Origin of the sequence: Pediococcus parvulus, from assembly GCF_964063155.1 — a bacterium.
Taxonomy (GTDB): Bacteria; Bacillota; Bacilli; order Lactobacillales; family Lactobacillaceae; genus Pediococcus; species Pediococcus parvulus.
Genome location: NZ_OZ061292.1, coordinates 1,156,913 through 1,174,024, shown reverse-complemented (window position 1 = coordinate 1,174,024; position 17,112 = coordinate 1,156,913). Strand labels below are relative to the sequence as shown.

At 37.7% G+C, this 17,112-nt stretch carries 17 protein-coding genes and 1 pseudogene; 1 reads left to right on the top strand and 17 read right to left on the bottom strand.

The window, feature by feature from the left end:
* Positions 1 to 23: 23 nt before the first annotated feature.
* From AB3217_RS05710 to AB3217_RS05660, 11 genes and pseudogenes are all read right to left on the bottom strand, one after another.
* A complete protein-coding gene (locus tag AB3217_RS05710) occupies positions 24 to 800 on the bottom strand; it encodes a ribonuclease HII (RefSeq protein WP_057782319.1) in 777 nt (258 codons plus the stop codon).
* Positions 778 to 1,647 (bottom strand): ribosome biogenesis GTPase YlqF, encoded by an 870-nt coding sequence (ylqF, locus tag AB3217_RS05705; protein WP_057782317.1) that lies wholly within the window; start codon positions 1,645 to 1,647, stop codon positions 778 to 780. The genes AB3217_RS05710 and ylqF overlap by 23 nt, the downstream gene beginning before the upstream one ends.
* 19 nt (positions 1,648 to 1,666) lie before the next feature.
* Complete coding sequence (locus AB3217_RS05700; protein ID WP_057782315.1) at positions 1,667 to 3,094, bottom strand: S41 family peptidase; 1,428 nt, start codon at positions 3,092 to 3,094, stop codon at positions 1,667 to 1,669.
* An 18-nt stretch (positions 3,095 to 3,112) separates the two neighbouring features.
* Positions 3,113 to 3,337: a YozE family protein gene (locus AB3217_RS05695; protein WP_057782314.1), complete on the bottom strand. Its 225-nt coding sequence runs from the start codon at positions 3,335 to 3,337 to the stop codon at positions 3,113 to 3,115.
* A gap of 10 nt (positions 3,338 to 3,347) precedes the next feature.
* Positions 3,348 to 3,950 (bottom strand): YpmS family protein, encoded by a 603-nt coding sequence (locus tag AB3217_RS05690; protein WP_057782312.1) that lies wholly within the window; start codon positions 3,948 to 3,950, stop codon positions 3,348 to 3,350.
* Between the two features lie 5 nt (positions 3,951 to 3,955).
* Positions 3,956 to 4,894: an SGNH/GDSL hydrolase family protein gene (locus tag AB3217_RS05685; protein ID WP_057782311.1), complete on the bottom strand. Its 939-nt coding sequence runs from the start codon at positions 4,892 to 4,894 to the stop codon at positions 3,956 to 3,958.
* Between the two features lie 102 nt (positions 4,895 to 4,996).
* Positions 4,997 to 5,842 carry a DegV family protein gene (locus AB3217_RS05680; RefSeq protein WP_057782309.1) on the bottom strand — a complete coding sequence of 282 codons (846 nt, stop codon included), beginning with the start codon at positions 5,840 to 5,842 and terminating at the stop codon, positions 4,997 to 4,999.
* 67 nt (positions 5,843 to 5,909) lie between these two features.
* Positions 5,910 to 6,422 carry a dihydrofolate reductase gene (locus AB3217_RS05675; RefSeq protein WP_057782307.1) on the bottom strand — a complete coding sequence of 171 codons (513 nt, stop codon included), beginning with the start codon at positions 6,420 to 6,422 and terminating at the stop codon, positions 5,910 to 5,912.
* A gap of 17 nt (positions 6,423 to 6,439) precedes the next feature.
* Positions 6,440 to 7,390 (bottom strand): thymidylate synthase, encoded by a 951-nt coding sequence (locus AB3217_RS05670; protein ID WP_057782305.1) that lies wholly within the window; start codon positions 7,388 to 7,390, stop codon positions 6,440 to 6,442.
* Positions 7,391 to 7,408: 18 nt separating this feature from the next.
* Positions 7,409 to 9,300 (bottom strand): annotated as a pseudogene (locus tag AB3217_RS05665) (ABC-F family ATP-binding cassette domain-containing protein).
* A gap of 14 nt (positions 9,301 to 9,314) precedes the next feature.
* Positions 9,315 to 10,529 carry a CCA tRNA nucleotidyltransferase gene (locus AB3217_RS05660; RefSeq protein ID WP_367365787.1) on the bottom strand — a complete coding sequence of 405 codons (1,215 nt, stop codon included), beginning with the start codon at positions 10,527 to 10,529 and terminating at the stop codon, positions 9,315 to 9,317.
* Between the two features lie 143 nt (positions 10,530 to 10,672).
* Between AB3217_RS05660 and AB3217_RS05655 the strand changes: the two genes are divergently transcribed.
* Positions 10,673 to 11,548: a YitT family protein gene (locus AB3217_RS05655; protein ID WP_367365786.1), complete on the top strand. Its 876-nt coding sequence runs from the start codon at positions 10,673 to 10,675 to the stop codon at positions 11,546 to 11,548.
* Positions 11,549 to 11,619: 71 nt separating this feature from the next.
* Here AB3217_RS05655 and AB3217_RS05650 read toward each other — a convergent pair whose 3' ends face one another.
* The 6 genes from AB3217_RS05650 to rpsA form a co-directional block, all read right to left on the bottom strand.
* On the bottom strand, positions 11,620 to 12,096 hold the full coding sequence (locus AB3217_RS05650) for a nucleoside 2-deoxyribosyltransferase (protein WP_057782297.1): 477 nt from the start codon (positions 12,094 to 12,096) through the stop codon (positions 11,620 to 11,622).
* Between the two features lie 17 nt (positions 12,097 to 12,113).
* Complete coding sequence (locus AB3217_RS05645) at positions 12,114 to 12,536, bottom strand: hypothetical protein (protein ID WP_057782295.1); 423 nt, start codon at positions 12,534 to 12,536, stop codon at positions 12,114 to 12,116.
* Between the two features lie 72 nt (positions 12,537 to 12,608).
* Positions 12,609 to 13,877 (bottom strand): tetratricopeptide repeat protein, encoded by a 1,269-nt coding sequence (locus AB3217_RS05640; RefSeq protein WP_057782293.1) that lies wholly within the window; start codon positions 13,875 to 13,877, stop codon positions 12,609 to 12,611.
* A gap of 107 nt (positions 13,878 to 13,984) precedes the next feature.
* Positions 13,985 to 14,260, bottom strand: a complete 276-nt coding sequence (locus tag AB3217_RS05635) for an HU family DNA-binding protein (RefSeq protein WP_046871107.1) — start codon at positions 14,258 to 14,260, stop codon at positions 13,985 to 13,987.
* A gap of 207 nt (positions 14,261 to 14,467) precedes the next feature.
* On the bottom strand, positions 14,468 to 15,778 hold the full coding sequence (gene der, locus AB3217_RS05630) for a ribosome biogenesis GTPase Der (RefSeq protein WP_057782291.1): 1,311 nt from the start codon (positions 15,776 to 15,778) through the stop codon (positions 14,468 to 14,470).
* Positions 15,779 to 15,850: 72 nt separating this feature from the next.
* Positions 15,851 to 17,089 carry a 30S ribosomal protein S1 gene (rpsA, locus tag AB3217_RS05625; protein WP_260267527.1) on the bottom strand — a complete coding sequence of 413 codons (1,239 nt, stop codon included), beginning with the start codon at positions 17,087 to 17,089 and terminating at the stop codon, positions 15,851 to 15,853.
* Positions 17,090 to 17,112: the final 23 nt, after the last annotated feature.

The window sequence follows — 17,112 nt, the reverse complement described above, 5'->3', positions numbered from 1 at the left end:
ACAGAAAAAGATACGCAAATAAATTAGTTTTTTATGAATTGATTCACTGGTGCAAAAGTTAATCGGTGAATAGGTGTCGTCCCGAAAGCTTGCAGTCCCTGAAGATGTTTGGCAGTCCCATAACCCATATTATCGGCAAAATCATATCCTGGATAAAGGTGGTCATAAATAGCCATCAAATGATCTCGATAGACTTTAGCTACAATACTTGCTGCCGCAATGGTAGCACTTTTGGCATCTCCTTTAAACATTCGTTGTTTAGGAATATCAACCGGAACATCAACTGCATCTACTAAAAGTTTATCCGGGGAGATGGATAAGCCCAACACAGCTTTTTTCATTGCTTGCCGAGTAGCTTGTAAAATATTAATTTGGTCAATGACACTTGGTGAAGAAACGCCAATCGAGACGGCGAGTGCTTGTTCAATAATTTGTGGGTAAAGCCGTTCCCTAGTATGTCGAGATAATTGTTTGGAATCATTTACTTCAATTACTGAAAAATTGTGTGGCAAAATCACGGCGGCAGTAATAACCGGTCCAGCAAGGCATCCCCGGCCAACTTCGTCTATACCAGCAACAAAATTCAATCCGTGACTCCAAGCCACTTTTTCAAGGGCTAACCGTTGTTGAAATTTGGCAACTAAAAGTTGATGTTGTTGAATTTTCTTGTAAGTCTGTTTTAATAATTTTTGAACACCAACTCGACGATCATCTTTGTAAAGAATAAGCAGGGGATCATTTTCTTGACTGATTGCAGCCAATTGACTTTTAATGCCTTTAATTGTTAGTTGTTTTTCCATTTGTGAGGTCCTCAACCCGTTCTAAAGTAAAACGGCCTAATTTTCCTTTACGCGCATCTAGCATGATGCGGTTACTTGCCCGGTCATAATCTTCGCCCATTCCAAGAAACTTTGTGATTTTAAGTAACAAATCAGGAGTAGCTAGCTCCAAATCTTGATCAGTGAGTTTATAACGATCTTTCAACATTTTGGCATAATAAGTTTTAAAAACTTCAAGGCCAAATAAAGCGACATCATCGCTGGCATAAAGACTTTCCTTAATTGCTCCTGTGAATGCCAAGCGCTTGCCTACACTTTGATCCTCAAACTTAGGCCATAAAATTCCTGGTGTATCTAAAAGTGCCAATCCATTTTTTGATTTAAGCCACTGTTGATTCTTGGTTACTCCAGGGCGATCGGCAGTTTTAGCAATTTTTTTATTCACCAAATGGTTGAGTAAGGTTGACTTTCCTACGTTAGGAATGCCCACGCAAACAGCCCGAATTGTCTGTTGTTGTAAACCACGATCGGTTTGATTCTTTAATTGTCGTGCTAAGATCTCTTGCGCGGGTTTTTGAATATTTCTTTCAATTGTTCGCACCCGTGAATCCACTGCAATTGCCTGCTGTCCTTGTTCATGATAGTAGTCTAACCATTGCTTAGTCACTAGAGGATCAGCCAAATCACTTTTAGTCAAAATCAATAAATGAGGTTTTTGTTGAATAATTTCTTTAACCTTTGGATTTCTTGAAGATTCAGGAAGTCGGGCATCAACCAATTCAAAAATAATATCAACCAGATGTAATTTTTCCTGAATTTCTCGAATTGCTTTGGCCATATGGCCTGGAAACCATTGTATGTTTGCCATTATATTCTCCGTTATTTCTTTACTTGTCTAAAATACTTTCAGCCTTTTTTAAGGCATTATCATTCTTAGCAACTTTACTTTGAACTTTGGTTTCAATACTTAAAACAGTTTTTTCATTGGCTGTTCCAGTTACTTTTAAGTTTTCCTTCTTTTGATATGCCTGAACAGCATTTTCCGTTGATGAACCAAAGTATCCATTAACTTTACCATTAAAGTAACCAAGCGCTTTTAATTCTTTTTGTAATGTCTTGATTTCACTAGAAACGTCTCCGTTTTTATAAGTTTTCTTTGTATTGATCAACTGAAGGTAAGCGTATTTTGGATAATCTGCCTTATAAGTTGGCGTTAATCCCTTTTTATTAATCCAATCCCCATTTGGTGTTAACCATTTGGCAATTGTAATCTTCATTTCACTCTTGTCTTTGAAGTCGCTAACTGTTTGAACGGTTCCCTTTCCATACGATTGTGTCCCAATTAGAGGTGCATCTGCTGATTGGTGAAGTGCGCCGGCAAATATTTCCGCGGCACTAGCACTTCCGCCATTCATTAGGACAGCGACTGGTTTAGTCACCTTGTAGCCACCATCATATTTCTTCCCAGCTTTATAAACTTGTTGCTGACCATTTTTGGTCTGTACGCGCATGATAATTTTGCCATTTTTTAGAAACATGGATGACATCTTTAAAGCTTGGTCCATTAAACCGCCGGGATTGTCCCTCACGTCCAATACATATGAAGTGACACCCTTCTTATCTAGTCGCTTCAACGCCTTCTTTAGCTCGGCCGCAGTGCGCTCTGACACGGAGGTGATCTGAATGTACCCAATTTTTTTATTAATAACCTTTGAATTGACCGTACTTACTGGAATTTTTGCCCTTGTCAGCGTTTGTTTAAAACTCTTCCCAGCCCGTTTAATTGTCAGTGTAACTTTAGTCCCAATCTTGCCACGCATCAGTTTCACGGCATCCGTGACTGATTTTCCGGCAAGTGATTTACCATTAACCGCTGTAATTAAATCGCCTGGTTGTAAACCGACCTTTTTAGCTGGCGTTCCTTTGATTGGTGAAATAATTTTTATATACTGATCTGACTTCTGCACTTCTGCGCCAATTCCTGAAAAACTTGACGAAATCTGATCGTTTAGACTGGATGCTTCCGTTTTATCCATATACTCGGAGAATGGATCATCAAGTGACGAAATCATCCCTTTTATAGCACCATTTGTGACCTTCTTTGCACTCACAGATTTATAATAATTACCTTCTATAGTTTCATAAACTGCTTGAATTTTTTGCATTGACGCAGTGGTTGTTTGCGCCTGAGAAACTAAGGTTCTAGTCTGAAAGTATGCAACCCCATAAGCGAGGGCGCCACCAACGACTAAGGCAACTAAAATGGACCAAACTAGAGTAGATCGTTTCACTGTTTTGGATTGTTTTTTATTCATTTGAAAGCTTCCCGTCTATTAATGATTATTTAGGTCTAAATATTTTTGCCAGGCATCATCAAAAACGGTCATGGAAGGTAAATAATTCCCATTTAGCTCTAAATATTTTGAAATTTCGTTAAAGTTTGTTGATTGTTTTGGAAATGATTGATCAAAAAATGCATTATTAGCAAACTCGGCGATTGGTTCGTAACTTTCTGGATTCCTCTGAGTCATTAAAAATTGATAAAATGTTTTACTCATAATTAAGCCTCTAATTTGATTGTTTAGGGATATTTACTGAAAATACAAATTTATTGTTCTGAATGTCTAATTTTTTAGCTTTAAAATAAACACCATTGGTTGTCTTAATCTTCTGTAAATTTAAAGTGATCTTTGTCCCGCTCATCGTAATCCACTTTGGGAGTTTATAATTTGAACCAATATACGCAAGAACCATTTTTGGGGAGATACTTAAAGCACCAACTGACAAGTGTTTAGCTGTTAAAACTATGTTTCCTGCATTGGTAACTTGAGGTGTTAATGATAAAGCATAGTTTACGTCGCTCCCTAATACTTTTACTTTGCCAATTAAAAGGACTTGTTTATTGACTTTCAATTGATAGGTGAAACTTTTATTCGTTTGGTATGGCTTTAAATACGCCGCCATCAACGCATTCAATTGTTTTTTGTTGAGATTAACATCAAATGAAGCTGCTGCTGTCTGAGTTGCTGTATTTTTGGTTTCTGGGACAGGAGTATTGGCAATTCTCGTCCTAAAAAAGATTCCAAAGGCAACTAGGCAAGCCAATAAAATAATAAATGCCCATTTCCATAAATTGGGACGTTTTTTTGTAAGTTGATTAGGTTTTTGCATTTTTTTCAGTCCTTATAGAGCCATTGCTCATGAGTTTTCATACTTCTTAATAATAGTCTGGTCATTTGGTCGTAACCTTTAGGATTAGGATGGAAATGATCGCTACTGGAAAGGTAAATATTCTTTTCTTTTGTATTTTCAAGATTTTTTTCAATTTTACTAATTTGCATTTCGTTAATTGATTTTGCAGTTGAACTTTGTTTCAATTCTGAAAGTGCCTTGGTGCTTTGATACTGTCCTTGCGATAACAATTTGTTTACCGAAATAAAGTATGCAGAATTTGATTGTGAAACCGCAGCTTTAGTGGTTTCATCAAAATTAGTCACTGCGCGATTAATCTGTGTGATGTTAGGAAAATAAACAAAAAACGGATTATAAATTCCAAAAACATAAATTGGTGCAGAATGATTATAACGCCTAATTTGTTTTAACAGATCCTGGACTTGCGTTGCATATTTGATATTAAGGCGCTCCAACGAAAGCGTGAACTTGCCTTCGGAGGCAGTTGAGTATTTTTGTAGAGCTTGAAACAGATCATTTCCGCCGACAGTTACCGTAATTGCATCTGAATTTTTAAGTGATTTCTGCAATTTTGTGTTTTGCTTAACCCGTTTTAAAATTTGATCGCTCCGTTCACCCGAAATCCCATAGTTTGAAACAGAGGCTTTCAAATGATAGGTTGACTTAAGATCTTTTTTCAAACGTTTGGTATACCCACCCTCATTTTTGGTATCTCCAACACCATAAGTGAGCGAGTCACCAACTGCGGTTATGTTAACATGTTTTTTTTGAACTTTTGTGACTTTGTGGACTGTTCTAGTAGGGGTTGAAGATTGGTTATTTGTAGAATTTTTTGGAAAATAATAATTTAATCCAAGCACAACCATCGCCACGATCACCGCAAAAACGATAAGCATAATTACCCAGTCGATGAATTTTTTCATTAAATTTACTCCCTGATTCCTAAAATTCTTGACTTATATAAACACGGGACAAATGGTAGTTTTTTAAATTTCTACCAGTTGTCCCGCTAATTTTGATAACACCTAATCACCAGTATAATACATTAAAGCAAAGGCGCCTGGACCACCATGAGTTGCAATAATTGGAACGGTTTCCCGAACCAAAATATTGATATCAGGAAACATTTCATGAATTTTTGCTTTGATTGGTGCAATTGTTTTTAAAGCGCCAACATGAGAAATACCAATTGATTTAATGTTTGGTGATTTCGCCATTTTTTCATAAACATCATCGAAGAAATGACTGATTGTTTTCATACCACGGCCTTTAGCCACAACTTTGAGTTCACCACCAGTTACCTGTAACACAATCTTTATGTTTAACAGACCACTAATCATCCCGGTCATTCGGTTAATTCGACCACCCTTAACCAAATTATCGAGTGTCATGACACCCATAAATAATTTAGTATGATCTCGAATATCCTCAGCAGCTTTTAAAATTTCATCGCGACTTTTTCCTTGTTGAGCTAGCTTAGCAGCCTCGATTACTTGAAAAGCAAGTGCTCGATCGGTTGTTTGACTATCCACTACCGTGACATCTGCTTTAGAAAGTTGTGCCGCTTGTTCAGCTGCATGGACCGTACCGCTGATAGCTTCTAACATATTGAAACAAATAATTTGGCTACCATCTTCGCCCAACTTATCAAAGACTTCCACAAACTTACCAATTGGTGGTTGGCTAGTTTTAGGTAGTGCTTTTGAAGTTTGCATTTTGTTTAAGAATTCTTCGTTTGTAATCGTTTCGCGTTCAACATAGATTGTATCATCAATCATAACGGTCAAGGGTACAATTGTGATGTTGTAATCGGCAACCTCTTGATCAGTTACACCACATGATGAATCGGTCACAATTTTGATTTTTGACATTAAAGTTCACTCTTTCTACACAGATATAGTTATGAATTGATTATAACAGAGAATTCTCATATTTTCATTATTCGTTGGTACCATTAGGTTCAATTCGCTTATAAATTTCAAAAACATGCGGAATTGGCATCGTTTGGGGACCCTGGCCAGGAATAGATTGCATAAGTTGCCACTGAGAATAATCAATTGGAATCATCTGTGTATCACCTTCAAAGTCCTGTTCAATCCGGGTGCGGTAGAGCATTTGAACGTATGGATATAGTTGCTGATAAATCTCTTTTCCGCCGATTACAAAAACCAACTCATCATTAGAATTATAGGTTTTTAATAAATCAGTAATTGAATGAGACACTTTTAGTTCTTCCGTCTCTTCTAGAGTGGTTTTGCGTGTTAATACAACATTTAAACGATGCGGTAGTGGTTTTGCTCCAAAAGACTCAAACGTTTTGCGCCCCATGATTACTGTATGCCCTGTCGTTATTTTCTTAAAATACTGAGTATCATCCGGGATGCGCCAAGGAAGTTTATTTTGTTTGCCAATAACGCCATTTTGAGACTCGGCCCAAATAAATGCTAACATTTAATCAACTCCCTTGTTTATACAGCGACAGGCGCCTTAATTGCAGGATAAGGATCATAGCCTTCTAGGCGAATATCCTTCACATTGTAGTCAAAGATACTTTTTGCCTGACTATCAATAATCAGTTTTGGGGCTGGCCTTGGTGTTCTAGAAAGTTGAGTTTTGACTTGTTCAACATGGTTACTGTAAATATGAGCATCACCTAAAGTATGAATAAACTCCCCTGGCTGTAAGCCCGTTTCTTTGGCAATCAAACAGGTTAATAAGGCATAACTCGCAATGTTAAACGGCACACCGAGAAAGATATCACCGCTTCGTTGATAAAGTTGACAACTTAACTTGCCTTCAGAAACATAAAACTGAAACATAGTATGGCAAGGTGGCAATGCCATTGAAGGAATATCTTCAGGATTCCAAGCCGAAACGATCATGCGTCGTGAATCTGGATTAGTTTTAATCGTTTGAATGACGTCACTAATTTGGTCGATACTGTCACCGGTAGAAGTTTTCCAAGCACGCCACTGACTTCCGTAAACGTTACCCAGATCACCAAATCGAGCTGAAAAAGCATCATCCGTTAAGATTTTATTGTCAAAAATCTTTTTCTGTTCCTGATAAGTTTTTGCAAAATCTGCATCCTTCAATGACCGGCGACCAAAATCTGTCATATCTGGACCAGTATAAACGTCACTTTGTACCCACTTTTTAAAGGCCCATTCATCCCAAATATGATTGTGATGCTGGAGGAGATACCGAATATTAGTATCGCCACGTAAAAACCACATTAATTCGCTTTTAATCAATCCAAAAGGTACTTTTTTTGTGGTTAACAAAGGAAATCCTTCTGCTAAATTAAAGCGCATTTGATAGCCAAATGTACTGTAGGTGCCAGTTCCGGTCCGGTCATTTTTGTAATTACCATTTTTCAAAACATAGGCTGCTAAGTCTAAATAAGCTTGTTCTAACATTTTGAAACCTCCTTGTGATCAATCATCTACATATTGACTTAAATATTCCCAGCGATTCATCTTTTTATCAATTTTTACATCTAATTCATCAATCTTTTTTTGAAGATCGGCTAGTTTTCCATAGTCGTCAGAATTATCATTCATCTGGTTTTGAAGGTCCGCCTTCTTATTTTCCAAACCATCAATGTCAGACTCAATTGTTTGCCACTCTAACTGTTCGGCATAGGTTAATTTTATTTTTTTCTGGTGATCAGTTGGCTCGGCCTTTGATTCAACCTTTTTCCGTCAGTAACAGTCGGTGTTTCTGGTTGATCCTGTTGTTGTAGATAATCAGTAAAGCGTCCGGTAAAGCGATTGATTTTTCCTTGACCTTCAAATATTAATAAATGTTCGGCTACCTTATTCAAAAAGTAACGATCATGAGAAACTGTAATGACAGTGCCTCGAAAATGCGTTAAGTAATCTTCCAATACGGTTAACGTACCAATATCTAAATCATTTGTAGGTTCGTCTAACAATAAGACATTTGGCTGCTGCATTAAAATTTTCAATAAGTATAAGCGCCGTTTTTCACCACCCGATAACTTTCTAATCAAAGTCCCATGCATAGATCTTGGAAACAGAAACTGTTCTAATAAGTTGGTAACACTAATATGTTCACCGTTCGCATTCAAAACACCTGAACCAACATCACTAAGATAGCTAATGATACGTTTATCTTCTGGGATTGGTTCAATCTTTTGCGTGTAGTACCCTAGTTTAACTGTTTCGCCAATATCAATAATGCCATCGTCTATCGGTTGTAACTGCGCAATAACATTTAATAATGTGGACTTTCCAGTTCCGTTATTACCAGTAATTCCGACGCGCTCATCTGCTTGAATGAGTTCAGAAAAATCCTTTAATATGATGTGAGAACCTAAATTTAGAGACGCATGTTTAAACTCGATTACCTTTTTACCCAAACGTTGTTGTCCCAGTTGAACGGCAATATTATCCGCTGATTGCTCGGGTGCATTTACGGAACTGCTAAGGGTTTCAAACCGGTTAATTCGCGCTTGTTGCTTAGTACCGCGAGCCTGCGGTCCCCGTCGCATCCAAGCCAATTCCTGTTTATAAAGCCGTCTTTCTTTTTGTGATTGAACAGCTTCTTGTTCTTCTTGTTCAGCTTTTTTAGCAACGTAAGCTTGATAGTTGCCCGGATACTGACGGAGATTTCCAAAAGAAAGCTCCCAAATTTGATTAGCAACTCGATCCAGAAAATAACGATCATGCGTCACAATTAATAGTGCACCCTTATAAGATGTCAGGTATTGTTCTAGCCAGGCGATAGAATCGAAATCCAAATGATTCGTTGGTTCGTCCAGCATGAGGAGGTCAGGTGCTTGAATTAAGGTTTGAGCCAAATCAACTCTTTTTTGTTGACCTCCAGATAATGTACCAATTTTTTGATTAAGATCCATGATGTGAAGCTGGGTTAGAATAGTTTTAACGTCACTTTCAGCAGTCCACGCATCCTCTTGGTTCATGCGCTGTTCGGCAGATTCAAATTGCCGTTGGTTTTCAGCATCTTCGGGATCTTGGGAATATTTAGCCAAAGCTTGTTCATAAAAACGAATCGTTTTAAAAACGGTCTGTGAACCCGCAAAAACAGCATCGATAATTGTCAGGCTTTCATCTAACGCGGGTGTTTGGCGTAAATAACCGATTGTATAATTTTTGGGTGTTTCAATTTGACCAGAGTCTTGTGGATCAATATTGGCAAGGACGTTTAAAAGACTAGTTTTTCCTGTTCCATTCGTTCCGATTAAACCGATCCGGTCTTGTTCGTTAATCAAAAAATTTATTTTATTAAAAAGAGTTTTTGTGCCATACGTTTCAGTTAAATCTTCTGCTTTTAAAGTTTGCATAATTTGTCATCTTTCTAGTTTTTAGAAGCAATTCGCTTTGCTTCTAAAAGTAATTCTGATTTGCTGTTTTTAACCTTGCCTGTTAACACGTCATTTAATAATTTGGCCAGAATCTTTCCTAATTTGGGGCCAGGCGTGGTAATTCTTCTCTGAAGGAGATCCCCTCCATTGAGCCGTAATTCATGGCTATCCTTAATAGGTAAGGCCTCATACCGAGCCAAAAGTTCGCTCGTATTGACGTGAGCTGAAATGGCATTTAATACTGCCATAGCATCCGTTAAAACCGTTTTACCAGTTTGAAAAAGAATTTTTTCTGAAACTGTTCCTTGATCAATAGCTTCAAATAATTTTAAGCCATTATTGACTGCCGCAATTAATTCGTTAGAGGTTTTCCAAGCCTTTAAAAAACTGTGACTTTTGACCGCCGATAGTTTTAAGGACCGACACAGAAGTAACCAAACTTGAGTTTCGTTGATTAGTCGCACATCGGGGTGTAAGTTCAATAATTCAGATAGTGCCTTTGATTGACCCTGCAATTGTGGACAATACGCATATAAGCCGGTGTCAATGAAATAGTGAATGCCCTTCACCGGATTTTGGCCCATCATCATTTTTTCAAACTCAACCAGAATCCGTTCCACCGCAATTTTTTCTAACAATTCTGCATGATGTTTAATCGCAGTTTCTGTTGTAGCTTCAATGGCAAAATCCAGTTTGCTAGCAAAACGAATCGCGCGCATCATGCGTAAAGCATCTTCATGAAATCGTTCTTCCGGTTTGCCTACTGCTCGAAGAATGTGGTCTTGAAGATCTTGCAAACCATTAAAAAGGTCCACGACCGTTCCGTCTTCCTTAAGTGCTAAAGCATTGACAGTGAAATCCCGTCGTTTCAGATCCTCTGTTAAAGAGCGCACAAAAGTAACTTTATCAGGTCTTCGAAAATCCTGATAACCACTTTCGGTTCGAAAAGTGGTTACCTCATACTGATTGGATCCACTTAAAATCATGACCGTTCCATGCTTAATTCCTGTATCAACTGTCCGGGGAAACAATGCTTTAACTTCTGATGGATAAGCACTAGTCGCGATATCCACATCATGAATTTCATCGTTCAAAATTGTGTCGCGCACACTGCCACCCACAAAGTAGGCTTCATATCCAGCATTTTCAATTGTTTGCAAAATGGGACGTGCAGTAAGAAATTCAATCGGTAATTTTTTTATTTGCATACAAAGTTCGCCAACCTAAGTTTAAATATTTCGAGATAATGTTATCAGATTTAATCTTAACAGAAACCAGGTTTTTTTAAAATGGATACGGCCGGTTCGTCTGACGAATATGTTATGATATTGAAGTGAAGTAGGTGAAAAACATGATAAAAAAAGAACCCGTTCGATTTAAGGATTTATTCATGATTATGTTAGGATGCTGTCTATATGGTTTAGGTTTAGCAGCGGTTAACATTCCCAACCATTTAGCTGAAGGTGGCGCTACTGGAATCACTTTGATTTTTCGTGCCCTTTTTCATATTGATCCGGCGTATACAACGATTTTAATTAATATTCCGCTTCTCGTTATTGGTTATCGTTTTTTAGGCAAACGTGCTCTGTACTACACAATTTTCGGGACTTTAATGTTATCTATGTGGTTGTGGATTTGGCAAAGGGTCCCCATAAACATTGATATTAGCCATGACATGTTTATTGCTGGAATTCTTGCCGGGCTTGCTGGTGGCTTTGGGAGTGGACTTGTCTATCGGTTTGGTGGTACAACTGGAGGAACAGACGTAATTGCTCGTATTATCGAGCAAAAACGTGGAATTCCAATGGGACAAACCTTATTTGCATTAGATGCGGTGGTTTTAACGATTTCACTTTGCTACATTGATATCCGTCAAATGATGTATACTCTGTTGGCAGCATTTGTATTCTCTCGAATTGTGACCTTCACGCAAGTTGGTTCATATGCAGCGCGGGGAATTTTGGTCATTAGCGAAAGTTACCAACTGATCGCTGATCAATTAATGATTGAACTGCAGCGGGGTGCAAGTTTTGTTCATGTTCAGGGTGCTTATTCAAAAGATGAGAAAAAGATGGTTTTTTGTGTCCTCTCACCAAATGAATTGAGTGAAGCCAAACGAATTGTTGATAAAATTGATCCACACGCTTTTATTTCAGTTATTGATGTTCATGAAGTTATTGGTGAGGGCTTTACTTATGATTCGCCAACTGGCCAAAAAGTTAACTAATTTTGTTAAAAAATAAAATGTCACATGTTTATCATCGTTTGAATGATAAACATGTGACATTTTTGATTGTTCTAAAATACTTTAACATCACTAAAAATTGTGGGTAAATCATTAAAATTATAGGTTTCAAGTTGCTTAATCTCATTTTCGCCATTAAAGAAAGCTGTGTAACTTCTAGAAAGCATAAGATTTAATTCTTGATCATGCGCAAACTGAACCATAATAACAGGAATATTAGCATCAAACGCAGCGCCAATTTCAAAAATTGTCCCGCTATCCGGTTGGTTAATGCCATCTGTATCCAGTTTGTAATCTAAAATGGCAACCACAGCAGTTGCGCGATGAACCTGGCGCATATCACTATTAAAAACTCCCGTTTGCCAACGAAAAGAACCAAATTCTTCACTTTCCATTTGGTGTTCCATTGGAATGAAAATATTCTTGGCATCTAAGGTAGGATTCTTAGCCAATAAATTTTGCACGGTCCGAACATGTTCCTTTTGCTTAGGACTAAAAAATGGTGCGGCAAGATAAATTTGATTACTCATTTAAAATTCTCCTGTTCTCAATTGTTTTGATTCCAAACAAAATGATTAGTTGACACGTTCTTAAAACCATTTTGCATTAAAATTGTTGATAATTGGCGACTTTTCGTATCACATTGCAAAGAACCTTTGCTTAGCTTTTTCACAATAGTTATTAATGTGTCAGAAATACCAAGTCCCTTTTGGGTAGGATCAATTAGAAGATCTAGAATCTGATTTTGATCAAATATGACAACACCATAGATAGTGCGCTCGTTAAAACTTGTCACAATTCGCATATCGTATTTTTTGGCTAGCACATTTTTAAAATGCTCAACCTGGTCATCAAAACTGGCGTTATCAAGACTCCCGAAAATTCTTTGATTGACTTTTCGCATAACCGTAACTGTTTTTTTTGCAAATTTTGGCGAATAACTTTTAATTTTGTATTGTTCAGCACTCATTACTTTTCCTCGATCTTGACTTTTATAAAATTTAAACACGAATTCTATCTTATCACAAAATGATTAAGAATCTCAAAATCCGTTAGTTTCGTAATCTTCTAACATCAGACTAAATTCTGAATCGTCAGGAACTAGGTTCAAATAGGCTTTCAAACTTTTTATCGCCCAATCAGTGTTCCCAATTTGTCTAAAGAAATAAACGGCCGCATGTAAGAAATCTGCATTATTTGTGAAAAACGGAAATGCATTTTGATAGGCTTCTTTAGCTTCAGGAATGTGTTCGAGTTTTTCATCAGAAACAGCAATATTCCAGTATATTTGTGGATCCAAATCATTTTCTTCAATGTATGGTTGCAATAAATCATAGTTATCCTGATAGCGCTGCTGAGAAATATACAGGTTACTTAATTGCACAACTGTCCGCATTTGTTCGGGATTAATTTTCAAGGCCTTTTTTAAATAACTTTCAACATCATCGTATTTTTGGAGTTGATTAGCCAGTTCCGCCGCTTGTGAGAATAAATCTTCGTTAAATTCATCAAAACCAATTCCCTCTTGCGCTGTTTTATAAGCCGCTTCAATATCACCATTTTTTTCTTGAGCCGTTGCTAAAATTGAATATAAGGACACGTAGTCTGGATTCGTTTCCCGCAGTTGGGTTAATAAATCGATTGCATTTGTGTAATCCTTTAGTTGCAAGTAAACAAATCCTTGCTGGAATAAAATATCGGGTGTTTTATTTACAGTTTTAATTTGTTCAAAGTAAGCCATACTAGTTTCGAATTTTCCCATCCCGGCATAGGCAGTCGCTAAGCGTGCCACCAAATCGACAGAAGAAAGGGTTAAAATGCCCCGCTTAATTAAAGTTAAATAATAATCGGCCGCTTTTTTATAATTTTGCATCATATTATAAAATTCACCTAGTGCAAATAACACTACTTGTTCATCAGGTGCAATTCTTTCGGCCTCTAACAGCTTTTGTTCACTTACTTCGTATAATTCCTCAGTTTGATAGAGATCGGCTGCTACGAGCAAGGATTGAAGATAAGCATCAGAGTCAGGCTTGACGGTGGCCAAATGTTGTAAAGCTTCATCTGTGTGACCTTGGCCAATTTCAATGTCCGCCAGATTAACTTGCAAAGAGTCTTCATCAGGATATTTTTCTAAGAGTTTTTCATATATTCGTTTGGCCTTGTTATCAAAGCCAAGCCCATAAAGTTCTTCAGCAAAACTGTTCAGAGTGTCATCATCATCTTTTCGAAGGGCCCAAGCATATAACCGGTTGGCTTCCTTAATGTCACCGTCTTCAATTTTTTGTAACGCTTGTTCTGAATAACTCATGTTGTCCACCTTTCATCAAAAAATAGTATCTCTATACTAAGTGTTTTGAATTTAAAAATCCAGCATAACAGTTGTTATGCTGGATCTCAAATGGAAAATTTGAAAGACTATTTAACTGCATCCTTCAATGCTTTTCCTGGTTTAAATGCAGGTACCTTGCTAGCCGGAATTTGAATTTCCTTACCAGTTTGAGGGTTACGTCCCTTACGTGCAGCACGTTGACGTACTTCAAAGTTACCGAAACCGATCAATTGAACCTTCTCACCTTTTGCTAAAGTGGATTGAACTGAGCCAAATACAGCATCTACAGCTGCGGCAGCATCCTTTTTAGTTAAACCAGTTTTTGATGCAACATCATCTACTAATTGAGCTTTGTTTGCCATGTGATTCACCTCCTAGGAAAAATTGAGTTGATGACTTAATCATCAACTTTATCAATCTTGAGTGGTCCAAGATTGACGAAACAATAACCCTGAACGGTATTATTTCAATTTCAAAGATATCACAGGAAGACTGTTATGACAAGGCTTTTCATCTTAATTATCAAAAAAATAAGCGTTTTCTTTAAAAAACAAGCAAATCATTGACAATTACTTACGATGACGCTCAATTAAGTGAATTGGTGTTCCAGAAAAATCAAACACTTCCCGAATCCGATTTTCCAAAAATCTTTCGTATGAAAAGTGCATCATATCTGGGTCATTCACAAAGATGACAAAGGTCGGCGGCTCTGTACTTACCTGTGTGCCGTAATAGACACGAAGCCGTTTGCCATTATCACTTGGTGTTGGATTAATAGCAATCGCATCCATAAGCACATCATTAAGTGTTGATGATTGCACACGGCGCCGATGGTTCTCATCAACTCGTTTAATTAATTCTGGTAACTGACCTAGTCGTTGTTTAGTAACGGCAGAAACGAAGATAATTGGTGCGTAGCTTAAGTAAGCAAATTGATCACGAATTCCAGCTTCAAATTCATGAAGCGTATGATTATCCTTTTTTAAAGTATCCCATTTGTTAACAACGATGATGATTCCCCGACCGGCCTCATGCGCATAACCGGCAATTCGTTTGTCTTGTTCGCGAATTCCTTCTTCAGCATTTAGAACTACTAACACCACATTACTGTTATCAATAGCTTTCATTGCACGCATGACACTATATCTTTCAGTATTTTCGTAAACTTTACCCTTTTTTCGCATACCAGCGGTGTCAACCATGGTAAAGTCGTTTCCTTCAGGCGTTGTAAACTTCGTATCAATTGCGTCACGAGTCGTGCCTGCAATATCAGATACGATGACCCGGTCTTCCCCTAACAATGCATTGACAATAGACGATTTCCCCACATTAGGACGGCCAATTAAACTAAAACGGATGGAGTCATCTTTTTCATCAGTATCTGAATCAGGAAATTCTTTAACGATAGCATCCAATAAGTCACCTAAACCAAGACCATGACTCCCAGAAATTGGATAGGGATCACCAAATCCTAGACTATAGAAGTCATAAATTTCTTGACGTAACTCCGCATTATCCACTTTATTAACAGCTAGAATAACAGGTTTATCGGCTTTATATAAAATACGAGCTACTTTTTCGTCAGCATCAGTAATGCCCTCTTTAACGCTTACAAGAAAAACGATGACATCAGCCTCATCGATTGCAATCTCTGCTTGGTCTTGAATTTGATTCACAAATGGTTCATCGCTAATATCGATACCACCAGTATCAATCACACTGAATTCATGTCCGACCCATTCACTATGTGCGTAAATACGGTCACGAGTTACACCAGGAGTGTCTTCAACGATCGAAATACGATCTCCCACTACCCGGTTAAAAATTGTTGATTTTCCCACATTGGGACGGCCAACAATGGCAACAATAGGATTTGCCATAGTAGAACCTCACTTTCTAGTTTATAAAAAAGGCTGTGAAATAATCACAGCCCCAGTAATTGTTATTTTAAATTACTTTTCGTCATTATCCTGGCTACCTTTAAGTTCATTACCAATTAAATCGCCTAATGTAAATCCAGTACTTTCCTCAGGTGCATCGTTCTTGTAGTTATTAGCTGCAGGACGGCTGCTGCGAGAATTACGTTGTTTAGGTTCTGACTTAGGTGCTTCTTCCAAAGCTTTGATTGAGAGTGCCAATCGATGAGCATCTGGATGAACTTCCAAAACCTTAACCTTGATCTTGTCACCAGTCTTTAAGACATCACTAGGACTATCAATGTGTTTGTGAGAGATTTGTGAAATGTGAACTAATCCTTCAACACCAGGGAATACTTCAACAAAAGCACCGAAATCAGTCAAACGTTTAACAGTACCATCCAAAACAGAACCAGCAGCTGCCTTTTCTTCGATATCATCCCAAGGTCCAGGCAATGTCTGTTTCAATGACAATGAAATACGGCCACGGTCTTCATCAATTGCAAGAACCTTCACATTGATTTTTTGACCAACTTTTAATTTATCTGAAGGTTTATTAACATGCTCATAAGCAATTTCAGAAACATGGACTAATCCATCAACACCACCAAGGTCTACGAAAGCACCAAAGTTTGTTAAACGAGCTACAGTTCCTTCAACAATGTCGCCAGCTTGAAGATGTGACATTAATTCTTCACGTTTAGCAGCATTCTCTTCTTGAACAATTGCCTTATGAGACAAGATCAAACGGTTGTCAGCTGGATTAACTTCAATAATCTTTAACTTCAATGTTTGATCTTTGTATACATTAAGATCTTCAACATAACGATCTTCAATCATCGAAGCTGGAATAAATCCACGAACACCAGCATCAACAACTAAACCGCCCTTAACAACTTGGGTAACAGGTGCTTCAATTTCAACACCACCGTCAGCCTTTTTCTGAATTTCGTCCCAAACTTTGCGGGCTTCAATACGACGATGAGAAAGTAAGTAACTGCCGCCCTCTTTGTCATTCCCAATTTTTGAAACAACAACAAGATCCAACTTGTCACCAACTTTAACGGCGTCGTTGATATCATCAATGTGAGCAGTTGAGAGCTCACGTAATGGAACTACGCCTTCAACACCGGTACCTTCAATACCCACAATAACTTGTTTGTCATCGTCAATGTCCAAAACTTCACCTTTTACGACATCACCGATTTTTACTTCTTCCACACTATTAAGTGCGTTTAATAAATCATTATTTTGACCTGATTCGTTTTCGCTCATTACGAATTTCCTCCTTAACAACA

Coding starts and splice junctions, on each gene's coding strand:
- AB3217_RS05700 (WP_057782315.1), bottom strand. CDS start 3,094: ATGAATAAAAAACAATCCAAAACAGTGAAACGATCTACTCTAGTTTGG.
- AB3217_RS05690 (WP_057782312.1), bottom strand. CDS start 3,950: ATGCAAAAACCTAATCAACTTACAAAAAAACGTCCCAATTTATGGAAA.
- AB3217_RS05675 (WP_057782307.1), bottom strand. CDS start 6,422: ATGTTAGCATTTATTTGGGCCGAGTCTCAAAATGGCGTTATTGGCAAA.
- AB3217_RS05640 (WP_057782293.1), bottom strand. CDS start 13,877: ATGAGTTATTCAGAACAAGCGTTACAAAAAATTGAAGACGGTGACATT.
- AB3217_RS05680 (WP_057782309.1), bottom strand. CDS start 5,842: ATGTCAAAAATCAAAATTGTGACCGATTCATCATGTGGTGTAACTGAT.
- AB3217_RS05695 (WP_057782314.1), bottom strand. CDS start 3,337: ATGAGTAAAACATTTTATCAATTTTTAATGACTCAGAGGAATCCAGAA.
- AB3217_RS05670 (WP_057782305.1), bottom strand. CDS start 7,390: ATGTTAGAACAAGCTTATTTAGACTTAGCAGCCTATGTTTTGAAAAAT.
- der (WP_057782291.1), bottom strand. CDS start 15,778: ATGGCAAATCCTATTGTTGCCATTGTTGGCCGTCCCAATGTGGGAAAA.
- AB3217_RS05650 (WP_057782297.1), bottom strand. CDS start 12,096: ATGAGTAATCAAATTTATCTTGCCGCACCATTTTTTAGTCCTAAGCAA.
- AB3217_RS05645 (WP_057782295.1), bottom strand. CDS start 12,536: ATGAGTGCTGAACAATACAAAATTAAAAGTTATTCGCCAAAATTTGCA.
- AB3217_RS05635 (WP_046871107.1), bottom strand. CDS start 14,260: ATGGCAAACAAAGCTCAATTAGTAGATGATGTTGCATCAAAAACTGGT.
- ylqF (WP_057782317.1), bottom strand. CDS start 1,647: ATGGCAAACATACAATGGTTTCCAGGCCATATGGCCAAAGCAATTCGA.
- AB3217_RS05710 (WP_057782319.1), bottom strand. CDS start 800: ATGGAAAAACAACTAACAATTAAAGGCATTAAAAGTCAATTGGCTGCA.
- AB3217_RS05685 (WP_057782311.1), bottom strand. CDS start 4,894: ATGAAAAAATTCATCGACTGGGTAATTATGCTTATCGTTTTTGCGGTG.
- AB3217_RS05660 (WP_367365787.1), bottom strand. CDS start 10,529: ATGCAAATAAAAAAATTACCGATTGAATTTCTTACTGCACGTCCCATT.
- rpsA (WP_260267527.1), bottom strand. CDS start 17,089: ATGAGCGAAAACGAATCAGGTCAAAATAATGATTTATTAAACGCACTT.
- AB3217_RS05655 (WP_367365786.1), top strand. CDS start 10,673: ATGATAAAAAAAGAACCCGTTCGATTTAAGGATTTATTCATGATTATG.